General features: G+C 70.9%; 16 protein-coding genes and 2 pseudogenes. 5 read left to right on the top strand and 13 right to left on the bottom strand.

The window, feature by feature from the left end; translation table 11 throughout:
* Window positions 1–47 precede the first annotated feature (47 nt).
* From ACWDVG_RS05195 to ACWDVG_RS05185, 3 genes and pseudogenes are all read right to left on the bottom strand, one after another.
* Window positions 48–248: pseudogene (locus ACWDVG_RS05195) on the bottom strand (LexA family protein); the annotation flags it as partial.
* A gap of 57 nt (window positions 249–305) precedes the next feature.
* The gene (locus tag ACWDVG_RS05190; RefSeq protein WP_451696608.1) at window positions 306–1,580 is read right to left on the bottom strand and encodes a cation:proton antiporter; all 1,275 of its coding nucleotides are present in this window, start codon (window positions 1,578–1,580) and stop codon (window positions 306–308) included.
* Between the two features lie 165 nt (window positions 1,581–1,745).
* Complete coding sequence (locus ACWDVG_RS05185; protein ID WP_451696354.1) at window positions 1,746–2,102, bottom strand: hypothetical protein; 357 nt, start codon at window positions 2,100–2,102, stop codon at window positions 1,746–1,748.
* A 102-nt stretch (window positions 2,103–2,204) separates the two neighbouring features.
* On the opposite strand from ACWDVG_RS05185, the gene ACWDVG_RS05180 reads away from it, so the two are divergent.
* Entirely contained in the window at window positions 2,205–2,708 is a 504-nt protein-coding gene (locus tag ACWDVG_RS05180) for an IS630 family transposase (RefSeq protein WP_451696352.1), read from the top strand.
* The gene (locus ACWDVG_RS05175) at window positions 2,705–3,280 is read left to right on the top strand and encodes an IS630 family transposase (RefSeq protein WP_451696329.1); all 576 of its coding nucleotides are present in this window, start codon (window positions 2,705–2,707) and stop codon (window positions 3,278–3,280) included. Before ACWDVG_RS05180 ends, ACWDVG_RS05175 begins: the two co-directional genes overlap by 4 nt.
* A 441-nt stretch (window positions 3,281–3,721) precedes the next feature.
* Here the strand turns inward: ACWDVG_RS05175 and ACWDVG_RS05170 are convergent, their stop codons facing one another.
* The 4 genes and pseudogenes from ACWDVG_RS05170 to ACWDVG_RS05155 form a co-directional block, all read right to left on the bottom strand.
* A complete protein-coding gene (locus tag ACWDVG_RS05170; RefSeq protein ID WP_451696349.1) occupies window positions 3,722–6,928 on the bottom strand; it encodes an RHS repeat-associated core domain-containing protein in 3,207 nt (1,068 codons plus the stop codon).
* A 1,336-nt stretch (window positions 6,929–8,264) separates the two neighbouring features.
* Complete coding sequence (locus ACWDVG_RS05165; protein ID WP_451696347.1) at window positions 8,265–8,630, bottom strand: STAS domain-containing protein; 366 nt, start codon at window positions 8,628–8,630, stop codon at window positions 8,265–8,267.
* Window positions 8,627–10,024 (bottom strand): PP2C family protein-serine/threonine phosphatase, encoded by a 1,398-nt coding sequence (locus ACWDVG_RS05160; RefSeq protein ID WP_451696345.1) that lies wholly within the window; start codon window positions 10,022–10,024, stop codon window positions 8,627–8,629. Before ACWDVG_RS05160 ends, ACWDVG_RS05165 begins: the two co-directional genes overlap by 4 nt.
* Window positions 10,025–11,043: 1,019 nt before the next feature.
* A pseudogene (locus ACWDVG_RS05155) lies at window positions 11,044–11,241 on the bottom strand (transposase); the annotation flags it as partial.
* Between the two features lie 288 nt (window positions 11,242–11,529).
* On the opposite strand from ACWDVG_RS05155, the gene ACWDVG_RS05150 reads away from it, so the two are divergent.
* Together ACWDVG_RS05150 and ACWDVG_RS05145 are read left to right on the top strand one after the other, a co-directional pair.
* Window positions 11,530–11,976 (top strand): hypothetical protein, encoded by a 447-nt coding sequence (locus ACWDVG_RS05150; RefSeq protein WP_399617822.1) that lies wholly within the window; start codon window positions 11,530–11,532, stop codon window positions 11,974–11,976.
* A complete protein-coding gene (locus ACWDVG_RS05145) occupies window positions 11,973–14,375 on the top strand; it encodes a tetratricopeptide repeat protein (protein WP_451696343.1) in 2,403 nt (800 codons plus the stop codon). Before ACWDVG_RS05150 ends, ACWDVG_RS05145 begins: the two co-directional genes overlap by 4 nt.
* 88 nt (window positions 14,376–14,463) lie before the next feature.
* Here the strand turns inward: ACWDVG_RS05145 and ACWDVG_RS05140 are convergent, their stop codons facing one another.
* The gene (locus tag ACWDVG_RS05140; RefSeq protein WP_189954746.1) at window positions 14,464–14,667 is read right to left on the bottom strand and encodes an EF-hand domain-containing protein; all 204 of its coding nucleotides are present in this window, start codon (window positions 14,665–14,667) and stop codon (window positions 14,464–14,466) included.
* 477 nt (window positions 14,668–15,144) lie between these two features.
* Between ACWDVG_RS05140 and ACWDVG_RS05135 the strand changes: the two genes are divergently transcribed.
* A complete protein-coding gene (locus ACWDVG_RS05135; RefSeq protein ID WP_451696341.1) occupies window positions 15,145–15,549 on the top strand; it encodes a RidA family protein in 405 nt (134 codons plus the stop codon).
* Window positions 15,550–15,629: 80 nt separating this feature from the next.
* Here the strand turns inward: ACWDVG_RS05135 and ACWDVG_RS05130 are convergent, their stop codons facing one another.
* The 5 genes from ACWDVG_RS05130 to ACWDVG_RS05110 all read right to left on the bottom strand — a co-directional run bounded on the left by ACWDVG_RS05130 (window position 15,630) and on the right by ACWDVG_RS05110 (window position 20,547).
* Window positions 15,630–17,537, bottom strand: a complete 1,908-nt coding sequence (locus tag ACWDVG_RS05130) for an ABC transporter ATP-binding protein (RefSeq protein WP_451696340.1) — start codon at window positions 17,535–17,537, stop codon at window positions 15,630–15,632.
* 6 nt (window positions 17,538–17,543) lie between these two features.
* On the bottom strand, window positions 17,544–17,960 hold the full coding sequence (locus ACWDVG_RS05125; protein ID WP_451696338.1) for a lasso peptide biosynthesis B2 protein: 417 nt from the start codon (window positions 17,958–17,960) through the stop codon (window positions 17,544–17,546).
* Window positions 17,961–18,165: 205 nt separating this feature from the next.
* Window positions 18,166–18,423, bottom strand: a complete 258-nt coding sequence (locus ACWDVG_RS05120; protein ID WP_451696337.1) for a lasso peptide biosynthesis PqqD family chaperone — start codon at window positions 18,421–18,423, stop codon at window positions 18,166–18,168.
* A complete protein-coding gene (locus ACWDVG_RS05115; protein ID WP_451696335.1) occupies window positions 18,420–20,249 on the bottom strand; it encodes an asparagine synthase-related protein in 1,830 nt (609 codons plus the stop codon). The genes ACWDVG_RS05120 and ACWDVG_RS05115 overlap by 4 nt, the downstream gene beginning before the upstream one ends.
* A 190-nt stretch (window positions 20,250–20,439) precedes the next feature.
* Window positions 20,440–20,547 (bottom strand): keywimysin-related RiPP, encoded by a 108-nt coding sequence (locus tag ACWDVG_RS05110; protein WP_165995458.1) that lies wholly within the window; start codon window positions 20,545–20,547, stop codon window positions 20,440–20,442.
* Window positions 20,548–20,683 lie beyond the last annotated feature (136 nt).

Below are 20,683 nucleotides of genomic sequence, written 5' to 3'. Positions count from 1 at the left end.
GTACCGGACCAGGCGGGCGAGCGAAAAGGTCGGCAGGACCGTGGCCACTTGCCGAGGATGACGGCATCATCGCCCGAAGTGGCTCGCACGCAGCGTTGGGGGGCATGAGCCATACGTGGCCGTCCACGCGACGCAGGCGCTTGACCGTGGCTTCGCCGTCGAGCATCGCGGCGACGATGCCGCTCCGCGCTGCCGGCCTGCCTCACGACCACTATGTCTCCGTCACAGATGGCCGCGTCGATCATGCTGGCGACCGTCGCTGCTCACCGGTTCACAGCAGCCTCCCGCTCCCGCTGGGCAGCGGGTCAGGGCGGTGTGGGCGAGGAGTGGCGAAGCCTGTCGAGGCGTCGGATGGCCGGTGTCGCGGTGACACCGTGTACGACGACGGAGAGCAGGACGGTGAAGGCCACCACCGACCAGAGCTGTCGCGTGTCGGCTTCGAAGGCTTCGCTGTGTCCGAGCGCGTACGCGAGGTAGAAGAGGGAGCCGATGCCGCGGATGCCGAAGAAGGCGGTGACCGTCTTCTCTCGCGGTCCCTCTGCGGATCCGATCAGGCCGAGCCATCCGGCGGCGGGCCTGACGACGAGGACGAGCAGAATGGCGACGAGGGCTCCCTGCCAGGTGAGGGTGCGCAGTCCGTCGGCGACAAGGAAGCCCCCGAGGAGGAAGAGCAGGACCACGGTCAGCAGCCGTTCGATCTGTTCGGTGAACTCGTGCAGTACACGGTGGTAGCCGTGGCTGCGCTCGGCCGCGCGGATGGTGCAGGCCGTTACGAACACGGCGAGGAAACCGTAGCCGTGGAGGAGTTCGGCCGCTCCGTACGCCAGGAACGTGGCGCCCAGGGCGACGAACCCTTCCATGTGCTCCGACAGGCGCAGCGCGTTCGCTTGCGCCCGGAAGAACATGCGGCCCAGCAGACGACCGGCCACGATACCCACCGCCACTCCTACCGCGATCTTGACCAGGACGTCGATGAGCAGCCATCGCCCGAGCCAGCCCGCCGACCACCCGTCGCCGGCCGCTGCGGCGAGCGCCAGGGCGGCCAGGACGAACGGGAAGGCCAGTCCGTCGTTCAGCCCGGCCTCGGCTGTGAGAGTGAACCGGACCTCGTCCTCGTCGTCCTCCGCGTCCGTGGGCTCTCCCACTCTCACCTCCGCAGCCAGTACGGGATCGGTCGGTGCGAGCACCGCGGCGAGGAGGAGGGCGAGTGCCGGCGGCCAGTCGAGCAGGAGTACGGCGATGAGCCCGGTCCCTGCGATGGTCAGGGGCAGGCTGATGCCGAGCAGGCGCCAGGGGCCGCCCCACGCGCGCCGGCCGAAGGGCCGGTTGAGGGCAAGGCCTGCTCCCATCAGCGACACGATCACACACAGTTCCGACCCGTGCTCGATCCAGAGCCGGTCACGCACCGGGTCCACCGTCGGCACGGGCCACGGCAGCGCCGCCACGACGGCGCCAGCCGCGAGGAAGACCATCGGCATGGAGAAGGGCCGTTTGAACACGAGCCTCGGCACGACGGCCGCGCCGAGCGCACCCAGCCCTATCGCAAGGTAAACGGTGTCGGAGAGGATCACCCAGCCCATCCTGTCCGAGACAGCCTCGTCCATGCGTGCTGACTCTCGCTTCGCCACGGTGGCTGGCCGGCTGCCGAAGGCTGCACCGCCGCTACGAACGCAAGGCCGAGCACTTCCTCGCCTTCGTGGGCATAGCAGCGACCCTGATCGGTTACCGCCGCCTGAGCCCCTTGCTCATGGCCTGAGCCGGTCCTGCTGCACGTCGAAGCAGACCAGCCCCATGCTCTCCGCCACGGTCGCCGCATAGGCCGACACCTCCTCAGCCATGCTGAATCGCATGGGGAAGTAGATCAGCGGCCCGCTGGCTTCGTCGATCAGCGGGCCGGTCGACCAGGGCGAGGTGTCCTCATCGTCCTCGGCGAGGTCACACCACCGCTCAAGCAGCACGGCGACATACGCCGCGATGCGTTCGGACGGAGGCTCCTCCGTCTCGCTGCCGATGTATCGCTCGTACAGATCGCTGAAGACCTGGCCGGCGGTCTTGTCATCCGCCGGCCTCTCGCCTTCCCAGACAGCAAGGTCATAGCTCATGACCGGAGACTCTCATGCCGCTCCGACAGCCATAAGAAACGACGTCTACTGATCTTTTCGTTAGTTCTGTGGGTTTGACGGCTTCGTTGGTGGGATCCTGATGTGGTGTCTTTCAAGCCTTCGTCTGTTGTTCCGCCTTTGACCCGGCCGCAGTTGTCCGAGGCCCGGCGTGTGCGGGCGGCCGAGTTGTTCGAGCAGGGACACTCGAACGCCGAGATCGCCCGGATGCTCGGGGTCAGCGAGGAGAGCGTGCGGCGGTGGAAACGGGTCTGGGAGAAGAACGGCGCCGATGCTCTGCGCCGGCGTCCTGCCACCGGGCGTCCGCCCAAGCTGGACGATGCCCAGGTCGAGCGGGTGCGGGCCGCGCTGGAGCAAGGCGCCCAGGCCCATGGTTTCGAGGCCGATCTGTGGACCCTGGAACGGGTCGGACTGGTCGTCGAGCGGGTGACCGGAGTGGTCTTGTCGCGGGCCTCGGTGTGGCGGCTGCTGACCGGCCGGCTCGGATGGAGTCTGCAGCGGCCCGAACGGCGGGCGGTCGAAAGGGACGAGTCGGAGATCGCCCGCTGGATCGCTCACGAGTGGCCGCGGATCAAAAAGGGGCCGTGAACACACGTGCCTGGATCGTGTTCCTCGACGAATCAGGAGTGTCGCTGCTGCCGCAGGTCCGCCGCACCTACGCGCCCCGCGGCCGCACCCCGTTCCTGCGGCACCGGCTGAACTGGAAGCGGGCCTCCATGGCCGGCGCCCTCGGCTACCACGCCGCCGACCCGGACCGAGGTCCTCGGCTGTGCTTCCACCTCAAGCCCGGCAGCTACGACACCGCCGCACTCATCGAGGTCCTGGAACAGCTCAAGACGTTCTACAACGGCGAGCGAGTGGTGCTGGTCTGGGACGGGCTGTCGGCTCACTGGAGCCGGGCGATGCGAGCCTGGGTCGCCGAGCAGCACTGGCTCACCCTGGAGCGATTACCGGCTTACGCACCTGAGCTCAACCCGGTGGAACTGCTGTGGTCCTCGCTGAAGAAACGCGAGCTCGCCAACCTCGCCGGCGACCACCTCGCCGATGTCGCCGACGCCACCGAACAAGGCATCCACCGCATCAACACCAACCCCCAACTGCCCTGGTCCTTCCTTACCCACACCGGCCTCACCCTCCACCCACCAGGCCCACAGAACTAACGAAAAGATCAGTAAGGCGTGCTGGCGGCCCGTTGAAACCTGTCACGCGGGCTTCAACGGGCCTCCTTGTCGCGGGTTATCTCCGTTTGCCTCGCATGATGATCAGAAGGCCGATCGCGAGACCTATGACCAGTACCGCAAGGGCAAGCCCCGTAGGCAGGCTTGCACATTCTGATCGAGCGAGGTGCATGCTCATGCCCCCATGACTACCTGACTGGGTGACGCATCAGCACGACGGTCCGTCTACCGGCGCCGCTTGGACCGCCCCATGGCGATACCGACCAGGATCGCGAGAACGGCCACGGCCAGCAGCACGATGCCTGCTGTGCCGCTCGGAAACCAGATGGCGGCTTGCTCACTCATAGATACCTCCATGATCGCTCGCTTCCCTAGGGCTCGGCCCTGGTCCGGCAAGCGGGGCTGCCGGACCAAGGCGGTGCCTCAATTCACGTACGCGTCTTTTGCCTTGTCACCGACGTAGGACCCGACCAGAGCGCAGCCGCCGGCCACGATCGCGCCCCCGACTCCGGCGGTCGCCGCTCCGGCGAGTCCGGCGCCGAACATGCAGGCGGTCTCCGTCCCGAGACTCGCGACAGTTCCCACGAGGTCGCCTTCCAACGCCTTTCCGTCCCCGTTCCAGGCATCGGTCCCCAGTTCCAGCAGATCCTTGGCCAGTAGGAGATTCGAGACCGCGTTGAGCCCGGTCGGGTCGATGCGGTTGACGGGGTCGCCCTCGGCGTAGAGGTAGGGGTTCTTCTCCTGGCCGGAGGGGTCGGGCTGGGTGAAGCGGCCGATGTTGGGGTCGTAGTAGCGGGCGGCGAAGTGGTAGAGGCCCGTCGGGTCGTGGTAGCCGCCGGCGAACTGGTACGGCTGCGGAACCTGTTCCGAGGTCCCGGCACGCTGGACGCCGCGGGGGCTGTAGGAGTACGAGTTGACCTTCGTGCCGGCCTCGTCGGCGAGCGCCACGACCGAACCGAGCGCGTCGGTGAGGTAGTAGTAGCTCTTGCCGCCGGTCGTCATGGAGTTCAGGGTGCCCCCGGGCTCACGGTTGAATCCCATGTCGACACCGCCGAGGCTCTTCGCGGACAGGCCGAGCGGCCCGTTGTGGAAGAACGTGTCGCCGAGCTTGATCCGCTCGCTCTGGTCGGTCGAGCCGTACTGGCCGGCGTAGGTCTTGCCGCCCACGGTGACCGACGTCATCTGGGAGTAGTCGGACCAGGCCGCGGCGGTGCGGGTGCCCTCAGGGGTGGAGGCCCCGGCGGTCTCGTTGCCGACCTTGTCGTACGACCAGTTCGTGGTGGAGCCGTTCTTCGCCGTGATCTGCTGGGCGTCGTTGACCGTGTAGGTCGTACCGCGCGGGCAGCCGGGGTCGACGCCCTGGGAAGTGAGGTTGCCGGCCAGGTCGTAGCAGTACTGCCAGGACGAGTTGAGGGTGGTGCCCTTCTCCTCCTTCGCGTAGGAGAACCGGCCCGCACCGTCATAGGTGTACGTCGTCTTCGTCCCCGCGACCGCGTCCGTGCGGGTGCGGATCTTCCCGCCGTCCTTGAGGGGGGTGGTGGTGCTGGCGTCGTGGTCGTAGCCGTAGGTGTAGGCGAGGTCGACCAGCGTGCCCTTGGGCGATGTCGCCCGGACCCGCTCCGGCCGGCTCGACTTGTCGAGCGTGACCTCCTGGGCGGTCCCGCCGGGGTACGTCGTCTTCGTGCGGACGTCGTTGCTGTTGTACGTGTACGTGGTGACCTTCCCGGTCGGGTCCTTGAGCTGCGTGAGCTTGTTGACCTCGTTCCAGGTGTAGTCGGTCAGGCCGGCCGGGTCCTCGTACGTGTCCACGTTGCCCGCCGGGGTGTAGGTGAGGCGGGTCTGGGAGCCGTTCTGCAGGGTCCGGACGGTCTCACGGGACAGCGGGTCGAAGGCGTAGGCGGTGACACCGGTGCCGTCGGAGCGCAGCGTGAGGTTCCCGTCGCCGTCGTAGGAGTAGGTGACCGTGGCGTAGCCGGAGGTGTCGACCTTCACGATCCGGTCGCGGTGGTCGTAGGTGTAGAGGGTGGTGACTCCCCGTCCGTCCCTGGCCGAGGCGGGCCGCCCCAGGTCGTCGTAGGTGTACATCGTCACACCGAGCGGCGCCGGCGGGGTGACCTTGATCAGGTTGCCCTTCGCGTCGTACGTGAAGGAGGTGGAGACCGACTTGGTCGAGGACATCTTCGTCGTGACCTTGCAGCGCTGGCCCTCGAAGCCGCCGCAGGTGGGCGTGGTGGGGTTGTAGTCGAAGGACTGTGTCCCGCCGCCGGTGCCGGTGACGGCGACCGACTTGGTGTTGCCGGCCGCGTCGTAGGTGTAGTCCGTCTTCTCACCGTCGGCGGTCGTCATCGAGCCGGGCAGATCTGCGCCCGACAGCGTCTGATAGCCGGCCACGGCGGCAGTGGCTCCGGTGGGCAGCTTGGCGGAGGTGAGGTTGTTGCGGGTGTCCCAGCCGTACGTGGTCACGTTGCCGCCGGTGCCGCCGACGCCCATCGCGTCCGTCGCGGTCTGTACGTTGCTGTTCGCGTCGTAGGTGCGGGACCGGGTGCGCTGGAGGTGGTCGATGACCTTGCCGACCTGGCCCTCACCGTCGTGCTCGTACTTCGTGGTGTGCTGCTCGGGGTCGGTGACGGTGGTCGTCCCGGCCTCGTAGGGATAGGCGTTGGTGTAGGCGTACGTATAGGTGGGACCGGTGTGCCCGGAGGCGCCCGTCTGGGTCGCCCGCAGCATGGAGGTGACCCGGTTCCGGGCGTCGTAGGTGAAGACGGTCACCCGCCCTTCCGGGGTCGTGACCTTGGTGATCCTGCCGTCGGCGTCGAAGGCGCAGGAGGTGGTCTTGCCTTCGGTGTCCGTGGTGCGGGAGAGGTTGCCGTCGGCGTCGAGGTCGAAGACGGCGGTGCGGCCGGTGTGGTCCTTGGCCTGCCACTGGTTCGGATACGTCTTGAGCAGGTCGACCCAGCGGCCCGAGCGGGTCTCGGTCAGCCTGAAGCCCTCGTGCTCGCCGGTCTCGTCGTGCTGGTCGACCGTGATCGTGCCCTTGTTGCGGTCGGTGACCTTCGTCAGCGTCCCGTTGGCGTCGTAGGTGTCCTTCACACCGGACTTGCGGTCGGTCAGGGTGTAGGTGCCGTCCGCGTTCTTCTTCAGGTCCTTCGAATATCCCTTGGGCGTGGTGAAGGTGCCGTCGGCGTTCGTGGTGAAGGACAGCGCGTCACCCGTCGCGTCGTAGACGACGACCGAGTTCGTGAAGATGTGCAGGTAGCGCTCGTACTCCTGCCACCAGCGGTTCGACACCTTGCCGTAGGGCCCCTGGAAGGAGTTGTACGTACGGGCCAGGCGGAGTTTCTGGCCCACTCCGGCGACCTCGAAGTCGGTCGCGGCGAGCATCAGGTTGCCGTTGGACAGGTTGATCCGTGCGACGAGGGAGTCGGTGATGCGGAAGTCCGAGATCTCGTGCCAGGGCACCGAGCCCTGTCCCTTGGGCACCCACACCAGGGTTCCGGTCTCGCCGGCCGTGCGGTTGGCCGTGACCCCACCCGCGTTCGGCGGGACGCCGCCGGTGCGGGCGCGTTCCTTCTGTGCCGCTCGCCAGGCCGCCTCGTCCTTCGACGGCGCAGCCTCGGGCTTGCTGGGCACGGGTTTGGTCGATCCCACCTTGACCGGCGGGATCTCCAGAGGCGCTGCCTTTTTGCCCCAGACCGAGCCGGGCCCCGGATCCGCCGCGGGTGAGGCGGCGAGGGCCGGCAGCGCTGACGCGCCCAGCGCGAGAACCGCGACTGCCGCGGCCAGGGAGTGTCTTGCCGATATCCGGGCACGCCGAGAAGGCGTGCCGGAAGCACGCGAAGTCATGCACTTCCCCCCACGAGAAGAGATGTCACAGCAGCCCCATCGGCCACTGGCGCCGCACACGCTGCCACAACCGTTTCCTGACCGGCCGGGGCCTGCCCGCCATCTCATCGCACACACGGGCGAGAACCGGCCAAGTTTGCGGTCGGCCTTTCCGCCCCACATCATGCCGCAGGGCAACAATTGCCATGTCGCAACGAATTCTCCCTGGGAGGCAAACTGACCGGAAACCGTTTTCAAGCAGCCGGTCGCTTCCTGTTCCACGACCCGAGACGCACTGTCACGGAGGCGTTGCCTGCACTTGAGGAGTGAGGCCGGCACACCTGCGTTGTCTGTCGGTGGGCAGGCTCCGGGCCGGGGCAGCGTCCGCCCGGGACGTGGCCTGGCGGTGCGCCTCGAGCGCGCGACGGCAGCAGGACGACGGACCGGGGCGCAACACGGATGGGGTGGGCACGGTCGGAGGCGAAGTCGGGCCGACGGCCGTGATGGCGGGGCTGGTGTTCCCGTCGAAGCCCACCGCCTTGACGCGCCCGGCGGGTTCGGGCACGGCCGCAGCGAGGATGGACTCCCACTGGGCCAGGACGCTGCCGCCGACGGCCGGCCGGAGAAGATCGGCGGTGGCGTCCACTCCCGCGCGGTGGAGTCCACTCGGTGGAGTGGAGCCGGGGCGTCGTCGGTGCGCACCACCGCACCGGGTGCGCGCCGTCGGGTCCACTCAGTGGACGGCCTCCCGGCCGCGGTGCGGCCCGGGCCCCTGAGGCCGGTGCACCCGGTGGCACCGGCCGCACTGCGTCGGCATCGTCCTGTTCGGCGTCATGGGTTGCGTGGGTGCGGGAACCGTCGGCCGCCTTGGTGCACGCGTCCTGGAGGCGACCTGACCTCCGTGATCGCGATACTGATCGCTTCCATGGCCTTGAGCACCGAAGAGGGATCCCGACCCGGCGAGGAAAGACAGCATCCCGTGTGCTGCACGATCCCCTCAACGTGCAGCGCCTGGTGAAGCGAATGAAGCGCGCGCCGCGACCTGCACGTTGGGCGCGGTGCGCGCTTGTCCATGCCCCCCGTGCCCTGGGGGAGGCCGGGCCGTGCAGTGCTGGTCACTCGTTGGTGCCGCCCCGGTGGGGCTTCAGGCGGTAGTGCGGCCTTGGCCCGCAGCGAGCGCGGCGTCGGCGCTGGGATGGGCGGGCAGGAAGGTGTCCATCCCGGTGACGCTGAGAAGGCGGCCCAGCCGGTCTGGGATGGCCGCCAACGTCAGGGAACCATCGGCGTCCTTGGCGCAGCGCCAGATGCCGATCAGGGCGCCCAGGCCGGAGGAGTCGCAGAAGGTGACACCCGCCAGGTCGGCGACCAGGTCGGCGTGTCCGGCCGCGATGAGCTCCAGGGCGCGGGCACGCACGGCGGGAGCGGTGACGATGTCGAATTCGCCGGACAGGGCGATGACGGCCAGGGTGCCGTCGGTGTGCGGAACGTCGATGTGGAACGCGTCGGTCATGGACGTCGGTTCTCCTGCCCGACGGAGGTGTCGACGGTCGGGGCGGCGGCGCTGTGAGCGGTAGTGGTGATGCCGGCGGGAGCGGCATCGGGGGTGGGGACGGACAGGGCCAGCAGGGCCACGTCGTCGCGTTTGGTGTCAGGGAAGGTGTCCAGGAGCGCGACGATGTCGTCGATCAGAGCAGCGGCGGAGACCGGCGCCTGCCGCCGGGCGAGGAAGTCCGTCAGGCCGGTATCGGCGAGCATGTCACCTTCGGCGGTGCGGGCCTCGGTCAGCCCGTCGGTGTAGAGCAGCAAACCCTCGCCGGGTGCCAGGTGCAGGGTATGCGAGGCGAAGGCGGCTTCGGCGAACGCGCCGACCAGCATGCCGCCCTTGGCGCGGGCAGGCTCGACCCGCACGCGGCCGTCGTCGGCGGGGGTGAGGTGGTAGGCGGGCGGGTGGCCGCCGGTGGCCAGCGTGATGGTGAAACCGCCGTCCGGGGCGGGATCGAGCAGGCCGAAGACAGCGGTGCAGAAGCGGGTACCGACTGCCGCGTCCAGGAGCAGCGCGGTGTTCAGGGCCTTGAGCGCGGCCGTGGGGTCCGCATCGACGAGCGCTGCGGCCCGCAGTGTGTAGCGGGTCAGTGAGGTGACCGAGGCGGCTTCGGCGCCTTTGCCGCACACATCGCCCAGGAAGAACGCCCACCGGCCGCCGTCGACGGGGAAGACGTCGTAGAAGTCGCCGCCCACTTCCTGAGGGGAGGCGGTCTGGTAGTGGCAGGCCAGTTCCAGCCCGGGTACAGCGGGCAGTGCCGGGGGCACCAGGGTGCGCTGCAGGGTGGAGGCGAACGCAGCGATGGCCGCCTTGTCCCGCTCAGCGCGCCGACGGGCCTCTTCCTCCGCTTGGCGCTTGTCCCGCTCGACCTTGCGGCGCTCCTGCTCGGCGCGCACCACGTGCAACGCCGACAACCGCAGCTCCAGCTGGTCACGCACCACCGCCGCCAGGTCCGCGAGCGTGGCCGAATCCGCCTCGCTGATCTCGCGGGGGCGGGTATCGAGGATGTTGACCGTGCCCAGCCGGTACCCGTCGGCGGTGATGATCGGAGCGGCGGCGTAGAACCGCACCCCCATCGGGCCGGCGACCAGCGGATTGGAGCAGGCGACCGGGTCCAGCAGGGTGTCGGGGATGACGGTGGTGTCATCCGTGAGGACCGCCGAGGCGCACAGGCCCGGATCGCGGCCGATCTCGGTGACACCTTCCAGGCCGTGCCTGGCCTTGAACCAGATCCGATCCTCATCCACGATCGTCACCGTCGCCACCGGCACGTCGAACAGACGCGCCGCCAGCGCCGCGACACGGTCATAGGCGCCGTCCGGAGGGGTGTCGAGAATGTCGTAACGACGCACCGCCGCCATCCGCGCCACCTCGGCCGACGGGCCCGAAGGTCCGGTCGGCGCTATCGCAGGCGGCCTCGCTTGCTCCGGCATGTTCCTCGTCTCGTCATCCCCCTGGAAGGCACCAACCAGACCGTCAGCACCTTGGAACCCTACCGAACGCCCCCAGTGACACCGCGCAGAAGGCGCTGCCGAGCAGCCGGCCCAGAACCATGAGGAGCTGCTCGGGCATCGCCGCCTGCCGGCGGGCGACGACGTCGTACGGCCCGGCCCCGCACGGTGGTGGTGCGCAGCTCCTCCCGCACCCACGCGTCGGCGAGGACGGCGCGCTCGTACTGGAGCGGGACGCGGGGATCTCCCACTCCCCGGCATCCTGCCCCGGGGAGCCGAGGCGCAGGCGGCTCGCCGGGATCGGCCAGGGGTTGCCGGGCCGGGCGCGGGGGCCGGCGGGGCGGCGGGGCGGCGGGGCGGCGGGGCGGCGGGCCGGCGGGGCCTGCATGGCAGAGGACCCACGCGCGGTGTACCTGCTTCGGTTGCGGTTGCGCCAGGACGCGATGAACTGATTGATCGACACCAGAGGCGGACCGTGACGAGAGCCATGTCGTCGCGGGCGCCGCCTGCGACACCGAGGCGGACCAGGACGGCGTCTGCGAGGCGCTCGGGGCTCATGCTGGTATGTCGGGCGAAGGCGTCAGCGTGCTGCTTCAGGCCGGCTTCGATGTTCTGGTCGCGGCGTCGACTCCTGCCTCATCGAGAGGCACTGGACGCCCTGCTCCTGTTCCCTGCGGAGTTGGGCGCGGATCGTGGACGGCATCGGGCCGGTGAGGTTGGTCCAGGACGAGTGTGCGTGGGGGTGGTAGAGGTGCAGGAACCCACCGAATGTGCCTGGTCCATAGAGGTCGGAGATGTGCCTGTAGTCCGCCCGGCAGCAGCATGTCGAGCGTTTGCTCGACGGCATGCCAGTCCGTGTTCGTGTGGTGGGCGGGGGTGGGCAGAGGCTGATGAGGCGGTCGATGCTGGACAGGGGAGCAGTGTCGACTTGAGACTCCGAAACAGGGCGGCAGAGCCCGCCAGGCACATCCGCTGACGAGCATGTAGATGATCGCGACGGACAGCGTCTCATCAGGCGTGTCCTGCGTCCCACCGCCCTGCGGCCGCACCCTGGACGGTGGGGTCAGCGGCGTCGCGATCTCCCACAACCCGTCCGGAACAATGCAACTCCACGTCCCCCGCCCCATGACGACCTCAACGACCGCCTCACCACAGAGGAGACGGTCCAAGAACAGCCGGGGTGTTCGCTCGGTCGGTGTGGTGTCGAGGGAAGTTGTTACAGCGGTGTGGTCACCGGTCGCGGAACGTCCTCGCCGCCCGGGCGGCGGTCACGCGGCAGTCCCCGTCCGTGTCCGTGCCCGTCCGTCGTCGGCGACACCTCCGAACGGCCGGAGTACCGGCCGGACCTGCCCCGATGGTATGAAGAGAGCGGCCCTCAAGGTCAGTTGGGGTCCGGTGGACAAAGGGGGACGGCGATGCTCGTAGAGGCGCTCACCGCGCTGGCCGCGTCGGCGGGCGGCGCGCTCGTACAGGCGATGGCCACGGATGCCTGGGGGACGTGCCGTGAGCGGGCGGCCCGCCTGCTGGGGCGCGGCGAGCCGCAGGAGGTGGCCCGGCAGGAGGCGCGGCTGGAGCGGGCCCGTGCGGAGCTGGCCGAGGTCGTCGCGGACCGGCCCGAGGACGGCGAGCGGGCCGAGGCGCGGCAGGCGGCGGCCTGGCAGACCCGGTTCGAGGACCTGTTGGAGGACTCCCCGGAGCAGGAGCAGCGACTGCGGGAGCTGGTGGCGTTCCTCCAGGAGCAGACGCCGACGGTGAACGCGGCCGCGGCGCAGGTGACCGTGCATGCCTCCGCGTCTGGGCAGGCCCAGCAGGCGGTCCAGGGGCAGGGAACGCAGCACAACACCTTCCAGGCACCGCGATGACCGTGGAAGCGACGGGCGGATCGGCTGGCGCGGTGCACGCCGCGGCGGCCGGGCAGGCCCAGCAGGCAGTCATCGGGCAGGGCGTCCAGAACAACTACTTCTACGGGGCGTCCGGCCAGGCCCGGCCCGGTGTCGTCCTCAACACCCTGCTGCCGCCTCCGTCCATCCTGGTCGGCCACGCCCGCCGCCTGCCGGAGCTGACCGCCGCCTGCGAGGCCGCTGTGGGCATGGCGGACGGGGCGGGCGGTGGCGCCCGTGCGGACAGTGGCGCCCGTGCGGGAAGTGGCACCAGCCCGGGTGGTGCGGGCGGTGGGGTCGGCCCGGGTGGGCCCGGCGCCGTGGGCGGCCCGGGCGGTGGAGCGGCCTCAACTTGGTCGCGTGGCCGGCGCGGTCCGGCGGTCGTGCTGCTGCACGGCCCCGGTGGGTCCGGCAAGTCGGCGCTGGCCCGAGCCCTGGCGGAGCGGCTGGCGGACGGGTTCACCGACGCCCGGCTCGAGGTCGACCTGTTCGGCTTCACGCCGGGCAGCGCGCCGCGCGAGCCCGGCGAGGTGCTGGCCGAACTGCTGTGGCTCGCCGGGTTCAGCGGGTCCGACATCCCTGCGAGCACCCCCACCAAGGCCCAGCTCTGGCGGGCCTGGCTGTCCGACAAGAACGTGCTGCTGCTCCTCGACAACGCCCGCGACGCCGAGCAGGTCAGGCCGTTGCTGCCCGGTCCGTCCAGCGGCGGCCGCTCGTTGGTCCTGGTCACCGGCCGGTACCGGCTCGACGGACTGGAGACGGCCGTACGGGCCGGCCTCGACCAGTTGGACCCGGAGGCCTCGGTGGAGCTCCTCCTGCGTGTGGCGGGCCGCCCGGTGGCGGAGGCGTCCGGACCCCGGGCAGCCGAACTGGCCGAGCTGGCACGGCTGTGCGGGCACCTCCCGCTCGCGCTGCGGCCGGTGGGCGCGCTCCTTGCCGAGATGGAGCCGCGTGCGCTGCTGGCGGTGATGCGCTCGGCCGCGTACCCCTTGGAACAGCTGGACGACATCGACCAGGACGCGGCCGCCGCGTTCCAGGTCTCGTACGACGCGCTGAGCGCCGATCTGCAGCGGGTGCTCCGCACGTGCGTGTGGCACCCCGGCCCGGACTTCGACGCGGCCTCGATAGCGGCGCTGGCCGGCATGCCCGCGGAGCTCGCCACCGTGAAGCTCGTGCGGCTGCTCCAACGCAGCATGCTGACCTCGCTCCCCCAGCACCGGTACGTCTTCCACGACCTGTTCCTCGCGTACGCCCGCCGGCTCGTGGGCGGCCAGGACCCGGACGAGGTCGTGGCGCACGCCCGGCACGGCCTCTACCGGCACCTGGACGACGTCGTCGGCACCGCGCACGGCCTGGTGTACGCGGCGACCGACCCGACCGGCGGGACCGGGCCGTTCGACAACCCCGACCACGCCCGGATGTGGACGAACGCCGCCTCCGAGGAGCTGGCGGGGGCGGCCTCCGCGGCGCTGGCCGAGGGCTGGGAAATGGGCGGCAGTCTGGCCGTGCGAACCGCTCGGCTGCTGTACGTCGAGGGGCGCGACGATCGGGCGGAGGCGCTGTACGCGGAGATCCTGGCGGCGGCCGAACGGGCCGGGGAGGCGGCGGGACAGGGCTTGGCGCGGATCGGGCTCGGGGACGTCGCGCGGGGCCGGCTCCGTCACGAGGAGGCGGTCGCGCAGTTCGAGCAGGCGGCCGGGCTGCTGGCAGGGTCCGGGGATCAGGCCGGGCAGAGCGACGCGCTGCGCGGACTCGGGGAGGTCGCGCGGGCGCGCGGCGAGCACGCGGAGGCGACCGCGCACTTCGAGGCCGCGCTGCGGCTGGCCCGTGCCGCGGACGACCCGGCGGCGCAGGGATACGCGCTGACGGGCCTGGGGCACGTGGCCAGGGCGCTCGGGGACCTCGCCCGGGCCGGCGCCCGGTTCGGCGAGGCGGTGGAGCTCCAGCGGCGGGCGGACGACGGCATCGGCCTGGCCTACGCACTGCGCGGTCTCGGCCACGTCGCCCGGGCCGACGGGGACCTGGACGCGGCGGTGACGCGCTTCCAGGAGGCCATCCTGCTCCACCAGCGGTCCGGTAACCGCTTCGGCCAGGCCTTCGCGCTGACCGCGCTGGGCGGCATCGCCCGCGAGCAAGGACGGTACGAGGAGTCGGCGACGTACCTGGAGGACGCCCTGGCCCTCCACCGGGCCGTCAACAACCCGACGGGCGAGGCGCAGGCCCACGACGCCCTGGCCGCCCTGGCCACGGCCCGCGGCGACGACGCATCCGCCGATGCCCACGCCGCGACGGCCGCGGCTGTCCGCCGCACGCTCTCCACTCCGGTCCCGTCGGCCCCCAGGACTCCGGCCTCGCCGAATCCGCCGCAGCGGAACCCGTAGCTCGGTGATCCACGCCCTCACGGCGCGCCACGGGGCGTCCGGCCGCCCGTCCGCAGGCCTCGGACACCCCGGGCTTTCACGCCTGACGCTACTTCAGCAGGGTGCGGAACTCGTCGAAGTCGAGGACGCCGTCGTGGTTCGCGTCGGCCGTCATGGCCTTCTTGACCTCTTCCGCGAGGTGCCCGTGGGCGCCCTCGGCCTTGAAGCCCTCCGCCAATTCCACGATGTTGATCCGCCCGTCGCCATCCGTGTCGATCTCGTCGAACAGCGCCCTGAGCTCAGCCTCGTTCACGGCATACCTCTCTCACGTTCACGGGCCTCGGAGGCCCACACTCCCACCACCCTGCCACACCCTCGGCGGCACGCCGACAACCAAGCCTTCGGACCGGACCGCCTCGACAATCACCGCCCCGGGCTCCCGCTCCGAAACCACGCAGGTCTGGCGCGACCCAAAGCCCCCAGGGCCTCGATGGTGTCGATCTCAGCGTGGTCTGCCCTCAGACCTCAGCGGAGCTTGGTGGCTCTGCTGGAGGGTGAAACTGGCTCGCCGACGGGTGCGGTGACAAGGCAGGGCATCTTGTCGTCGGCGTAGTTGTCCCCTCATCACACCGCCCGCCCGAAGGGACGTCAGCGCAGCCGAATGTGTGCGCGCAGAGAACACTGAGGCGGCGCTACCGGGCAAACATCGTCTGTACGGACCCGTACCTTCTCCTCGCAAGGGACCTGTCGGCAACTGATGGTTCCGCGCGCCGTACCAAGGGAGTGAGTCATGAGTTCTCAGATGAAGGTATTCGGATTCGGTATGCCGTGGGAGGCGTTGTACGGATACAGCCAGGCAACCCAGGTCGGTGACACGGTGTATGTGTCGGGGCAGCTGTCTCACGACCGTCACGGCAACTTCGTGGGTGCCGACGACTTCGAACTGCAGGTCCGCACCACGCTCGAAAACCTGGACCGGGTGCTGGGGCAGTTCGGGGCCGAGCGAAGCCAGATAGTGGAGACGACCGTTCTCGTGAGGAAGCTGCGGGAGAACTTCGACACGACAGCACGCCTCCACGCCGAGTACTTCGGGGAGCACCGGCCCGCCAGCACGGTCATGGGCGTTTCCGACTTGGCGCTGCCGGACCAACTCGTGGAGATCGGCGCGCTCGTGCGTCTCGACGTGAACGCATAGGCACCGCCGGCTCCCACAGGCTGTTCGCCCCATAGCCTCCCCGCAGCCGCCCCGGGGGGTCGGCTCGCCACGCCGCGCTCTCACGCGAGGTGTTGCGCGGCTGCGAGGCGACGGTAGAGGCCGTCGGTCGCCAGAAGCCGCGCGTGGGTGCCGGCAGCCCGTACGCGCCCGGATTCCAGCAGCAGGATCTGGTCGGCCGTGGTCACCGTCGACAGCCGGTGGGCGATCACCAGAACGGTGGTGGTCCGGCTGATGTCCGCGAGGGTCTCGTGCAGGGCGGCTTCGTTGACGGCGTCGAGCTGGGAGGTGGCCTCGTCCAGGAGCAGGAGTCCCGGGCGGCGCAGGAGGGCGCGGGCGATGGCCACTCTCTGCCGTTCGCCACCGGACAGTGTGCTGCCGCGGTGGCCGATGGGTGTGTCGAGCCCTTCGGGCAGGCGCGCCACCAGGGAGTCCAGGCGGGTGCGGCGCAGGACGTCGCGCACCTGTGCCTCGTCGGCGTCGGGGGCGCCGAGAAGGAGGTTGTCCCGCAGGGTGCCGGACAGGATCGGTGAGTCCTGCTCGACGTAGCCGATGAGGGCGCGGAGTCGGGGCAGCGGGAGACGCGCGATGTCCTCGCCGTCGAGGAGGATGCGGCCACGGTCCGGTTGGCAGAAGCGTTCGAGGAGGGAGAAGACGGTGGTCTTGCCCGCTCCGGACGGGCCGACCAGGGCCGTGGTGGTCCTGGGTGGCACGGTGAACGTCATGTTCTCGTGCACGGGCGGGGCTTCGGGGTCGTAGGCGAAGCGCACACCCTGGAAGGCGACGCCGACCGGTCGGCGCAGCTCCGGCATGGGCGCCGTGTCCTGAGGCGGACCGGCGGGTTCGGTGTCCATGGCGTGGACCTCGTCGATACGGGCGGCGGCGGCCGATCCCGCCTGCAGCAGGCCGACGGCCTCGACGAGTTGCCCCACGCGGGGGGCGAGGGCGAAGACGTAGAGGAGGAACGCGACGAGGGTCGACACGCTGATGGCTCCCGTCGCCACGCGCGCCCCGCCCACGCCCAGGACAACGAGGAAGGACAGTTGTACGGCGACGGTGGAGGTGGTGGCGGACAGGGCCTGCCACTGGGCGGCCCTGGTGCCGGCCCGTCGGGCGTCCTCGGCCGCTCGGTGCAGACCGGCCGTCTCCCGGCCTTCGGCACCGGACGCCTTGACGGTGCGGAGCGCGCCCAGGGTGCGTTCGAGCAGGGAGCCCATGCGGCCGACCGCCTCCTGGGCCTGGCGGGCGGCACGCGCGATGTGCGGGACGGCGGCGGCGACGGTCGCGCCGATCAGCGCGATGGTGACCAGGGTGATGCTCAGGAGCACCGGGTCCAGCAGTGCCATGAGGACCAGCGCCGCCACCACGACCAGCAGGCCGCTGCCCGCCGAGGCGATCGAGCGGGTGGCGACTTGGCGCAGCACCGTGGTGTCGGACGTCACCCGGGAGATCAGCTCGCCCGGCTCGGTGCGGGCGAGCTCGGGCAGGCGCAGGCGCAGGATGTGCTCCGACAGGCGTCGGCGCGCCGTGCAGGCGACCGATTCGGCGGTGTGCTCCAGCACGTACTGGCCCAGTGCGGCGGTCGCGGCGCCGGCGATGACGAGGGCGCTGAGCAGGACCAGTGCTCCGATCGCGGGGCTCCCGCGGTCGAGGGCGTCCACCATCTGCTTGGCCACCAGCGGCTGGGCGAGCGCCAGCAGGCTTCCCGCCAGCGACAGCGCGGTGCCCAGGAGGATTCCGGGGCGGTGCGGCCGCAGGTGCGTGAGGACGAGCCACGGTCGCGCCCGCGCGTCGCGTGCGGCTGTCCCGTGGTGTGCGCCGCCTGCCGTCGGGGAACCGCTCGGCGCGGGCTTCGGCGGTGCGGGCTCCTCGCCGGCAGGCACCGGGGACGGGGTGTCGCGGTCCGTCGGTCCGGGCGCGGGCGCGGGCGGCCGCAGGGGAGGTTCCGCGAAGTGCGAGGTGGGGGCCACCTGGGCTCAGTCCACCGTGAAGAACCGCTGGAAGTAGTCGGCCGGAGCTCCTTCGCCGACGAGGACCCCTTCGGCCTCCACCCAGGCGTGCGCGGCGAACGGGGGCTGGGTCCGCACGCCGACGCACCAGGTCGGCCACTGGCCGTGCAGGCGGCACAGCAGCACGGTGGCCAGTGACCGGGCAAGGCAGCCCTGTTGTCCTCCGGCGGCGAGACTGACGGCCAGGACCGTCTCGCGGGCACGGGCGGCCTCGGCGAGCGTCGCCGGCCGGGCCCCCTTGCGCAGCCGCCGCAGTACGTCGCGGATGCCGGCCGGGGACCGCCGTGCGAGGACATGGGCGCAGACGACGACCAGCCGGGTCTCCAGCCGCCGGCCGAGCGGAACCGACCGGGGGTCGTACGGGACGACTTGCGATGTGGACACTGCTCTCCCCTTTGGGACACGAGACGGATGCGGGCCGGGCACGACGGCGGACGCGGACGGAAACCGGACCGGGCGGCACTCGCGGGAGCGACGGGCGGTGCCTGACGGCGATGAGGCGAGCGCGTGCAGATGACTGGCCCGGCGGCACTCAGGAGAACGGCGGGCGGGGCCACGACGACGAAGCGAGCGCCGGGCGCGTCAGGACTCACCCGGCCAGCAGCCGGGCCTCGCGCAGCTCCTGCAGGATGCGGGCGATGTCCTCCTCGACCTGTTCGGCGCTCACGTCGTACTGGTCGGTGAGCGCGCTCACCGCCTGGTCGGTGGTGGTGCCGTCGAGGAGGGCGCGCACGATCACGGCGGCAGTGGGGTTCAGGGTGTAGTACTCGCCGCTGTTCTGGTCGAGCAGGGCCATCCCGTACTCGGTGTCGGCCGTCACCACGCCGTGGCGCAGGGTCATGGTCATGCGGAGATGCCTCCTGTGTCGGTTCGGGGCCGGCCCCTTCGGCCGGCGGAGTTCTCCCGGGTACGCAGCCAGACCTCGCAGCCGACGGTGGCGTGCAGCAGTGCGCTCTCCAGGTCGGCGGCGAGTGGACGGCGGCACCAGGCACGGACGGCCTCGGCGTCGATGAGGCCCAGGTCGTGCAGTCGGGCGTCGTTCCACAGGGCGAGGAGCGAGGAGCGGTGCCTGCGCAGCCCGGTCTCCTCCTCGAAGGCCGCGTGGGCCTTGGTGGTGCGTCGGCGGCTGGCGTCGGGGACGACGCCGCGCATGGCCTCCTCGATCAGCGGCTTGTACCGCCAGGGGGTCACACGTTCTTCGGGCCGGACCGCGAGCGCCGCCTCGACCAGCAGGTCGTCGTAGTAGGGGGAGGCGAAGGTGACGCCCAGGGGCTCGGACATCTGCTGTACGTGCCGTGCGAAGCGGGCGAGGGTGCGCATGGTGGCCAGCTCGCGGTGCACGCCGTGTCCGCTGCCGAGCGGCTCCGTCTCCCGGGCGTGCGTCCGGATGAGGTCCCGCACGGCCTCGACGGCCCGGCCGGTGGCCCAGGGAGGCAGGCGTGGCGGGGTTCCCCACGCGAAGAGGGGCACCGACATGGGTGGTTGGGGCAGCGTGAGGTCGCGGGCCACCTGGTCCAGCCAGGCGCCGTAGGAGCGGCCGTCGAGCAATTGCCGCCATGCCGTCCGGCGGGACCACCGGTGCTTGGTGAGGAAGCCTCGGGTGTGCCGCCAGCCCGTACGGGGATGCCGGCGCAGCAGGCCGTGCACGTGGGCGCTGGCGCCGCTGAAGAGTTCGTCGCCGCCCATTCCGCTCAGGTGCAGCGCGGAGCCTCGCTCTGCTGCCCGTTCGATGATGTACATGCGCCGGTGGCGGTTGACGGAGTACAACGACGGGGTGTCGAGCGGGTCGTCGAGCTCGTGCACGCCGTCGAACGTCAGGGGCACGGAGGTCGCGGGCACCACGTGGTGTTCCAGCACGTCGAGCGCCTCCGCCGTGCGCCGTGCGTAGGTGACGTCGTCGCCCAAAACGTCGTGGACGGCGGCCGTGTAGGCGACGATCTTCGTTCCCTGGCGCGCTGCGGTGCAGACCACCGCGGTGGAGTCGACGCCCCCGAGGTCGGCGGTGACCGGTCCGGCGCCCGCGACGCGTACGGCGACCGCGTCGGCCAGCCGGTCGCGGACCAGCCGGGCGCCCTCGGCGAGCGACAGCTCGGCCGGCGGCGGCGACCAGTGCCGACTCGTACGGGCGTGCCCGTCGCGGTCGAGCGTCAGGCGGTGGTCGCCGGGCACCACGTCGACGCCGTGCCACACCGTCTGTGCCGTCAGGGGGTGCAGGATCCCGGGGCTGAGGAGGTGCACGGCCAGCCGTCCCTCGTCCAGCCGCGCGTCGACCAGGTCGGCCAGGACGTCGGCGCGGTCGGCGGCGACACACGCGCCGTCCGCGCCGGGAGCCCGTGCCACGAACAGGCCGCGCACACCGGTGACGGTGCCGAGGGCCAGGATGTCGCCGTCGAAGCTGGCGAGCAGATGGTGACTGCCGGGCCAGGTACGGGCGAGTCGCTCGGCCGCTCCGGGGGATGCGGCGCCGGCGGCGCGAGCCGCCTCCCGCTCGGTCACCGCGTGCTGTCCCAGCACGCACAACCGGGTCCGTCCGAGGGCCGCCGTCGTGGCGCTGTCCTCCGGCCAGCAGCCCAGCAGCCAGGGCCGGCCCGAGGCGTGCCTGATCTCCTGTGCGGCACGCGCGCGTACCGGTGCGGCCAGCGCCGCGACGGCGTCGGTGTCCGGAAGGACCACGAACCAACGCGCCCCCGGGGGTAGTGACGTACCGGTCGCCATGCACAGGCCTCTCTTGGTCGATGCGGTCTCAGCAGCGGTACGGGGGGACGAGCGTGGGCGGCGCGGTACGCCGCCCACGCAGAGGTCCCGACGGGCCCCGGGACGAACCGGCGGAGTCGGACAGCCCGGGGCCGAGGGGCGTATCGGATCAGAGCAGGCTGTGGCCGCCCAGCAGGTCGGGGCTGCCCTGGCCGGCCAGTCCGGTGACCTTCTGGAAGTCGCCGACCTTGGTGAGAGTGGGACGCTCGTAGGCCATCGTCATACCTTTCGTCGTGGGATGAACAGGACTGGTTCGTTCTTGTGCAGGTGCCGGCGCCCCTCCGCCCTGTCGAGCGGGGCGCGCCGACGCGGTGCACAAAGCTAGGTGCGTGCATTTCCTCCGGCAACGGCAC

The sequence above is a fragment of the Streptomyces sp. NPDC003327 genome (assembly GCF_053589515.1).
Note: the sequence above shows the minus strand (reverse complement) of the source record. Positions and strands in the feature narration are given on the sequence as shown.

Bases quoted from the DNA above. Each gene is read 5' to 3' on its own strand.
- ACWDVG_RS05190 (WP_451696608.1), bottom strand. From the start codon at position 1,580: ATGGGCTGGGTGATCCTCTCCGACACCGTTTACCTTGCGATAGGGCTG.
- ACWDVG_RS05185 (WP_451696354.1), bottom strand. From the start codon at position 2,102: ATGAGCTATGACCTTGCTGTCTGGGAAGGCGAGAGGCCGGCGGATGAC.
- ACWDVG_RS05165 (WP_451696347.1), bottom strand. From the start codon at position 8,630: ATGACCGACGCGTTCCACATCGACGTTCCGCACACCGACGGCACCCTG.
- ACWDVG_RS05160 (WP_451696345.1), bottom strand. From the start codon at position 10,024: ATGGCGGCGGTGCGTCGTTACGACATTCTCGACACCCCTCCGGACGGC.
- ACWDVG_RS05150 (WP_399617822.1), top strand. From the start codon at position 11,530: ATGCTCGTAGAGGCGCTCACCGCGCTGGCCGCGTCGGCGGGCGGCGCG.
- ACWDVG_RS05145 (WP_451696343.1), top strand. From the start codon at position 11,973: ATGACCGTGGAAGCGACGGGCGGATCGGCTGGCGCGGTGCACGCCGCG.
- ACWDVG_RS05135 (WP_451696341.1), top strand. From the start codon at position 15,145: ATGAGTTCTCAGATGAAGGTATTCGGATTCGGTATGCCGTGGGAGGCG.
- ACWDVG_RS05120 (WP_451696337.1), bottom strand. From the start codon at position 18,423: ATGACCATGACCCTGCGCCACGGCGTGGTGACGGCCGACACCGAGTAC.
- ACWDVG_RS05110 (WP_165995458.1), bottom strand. From the start codon at position 20,547: ATGGCCTACGAGCGTCCCACTCTCACCAAGGTCGGCGACTTCCAGAAG.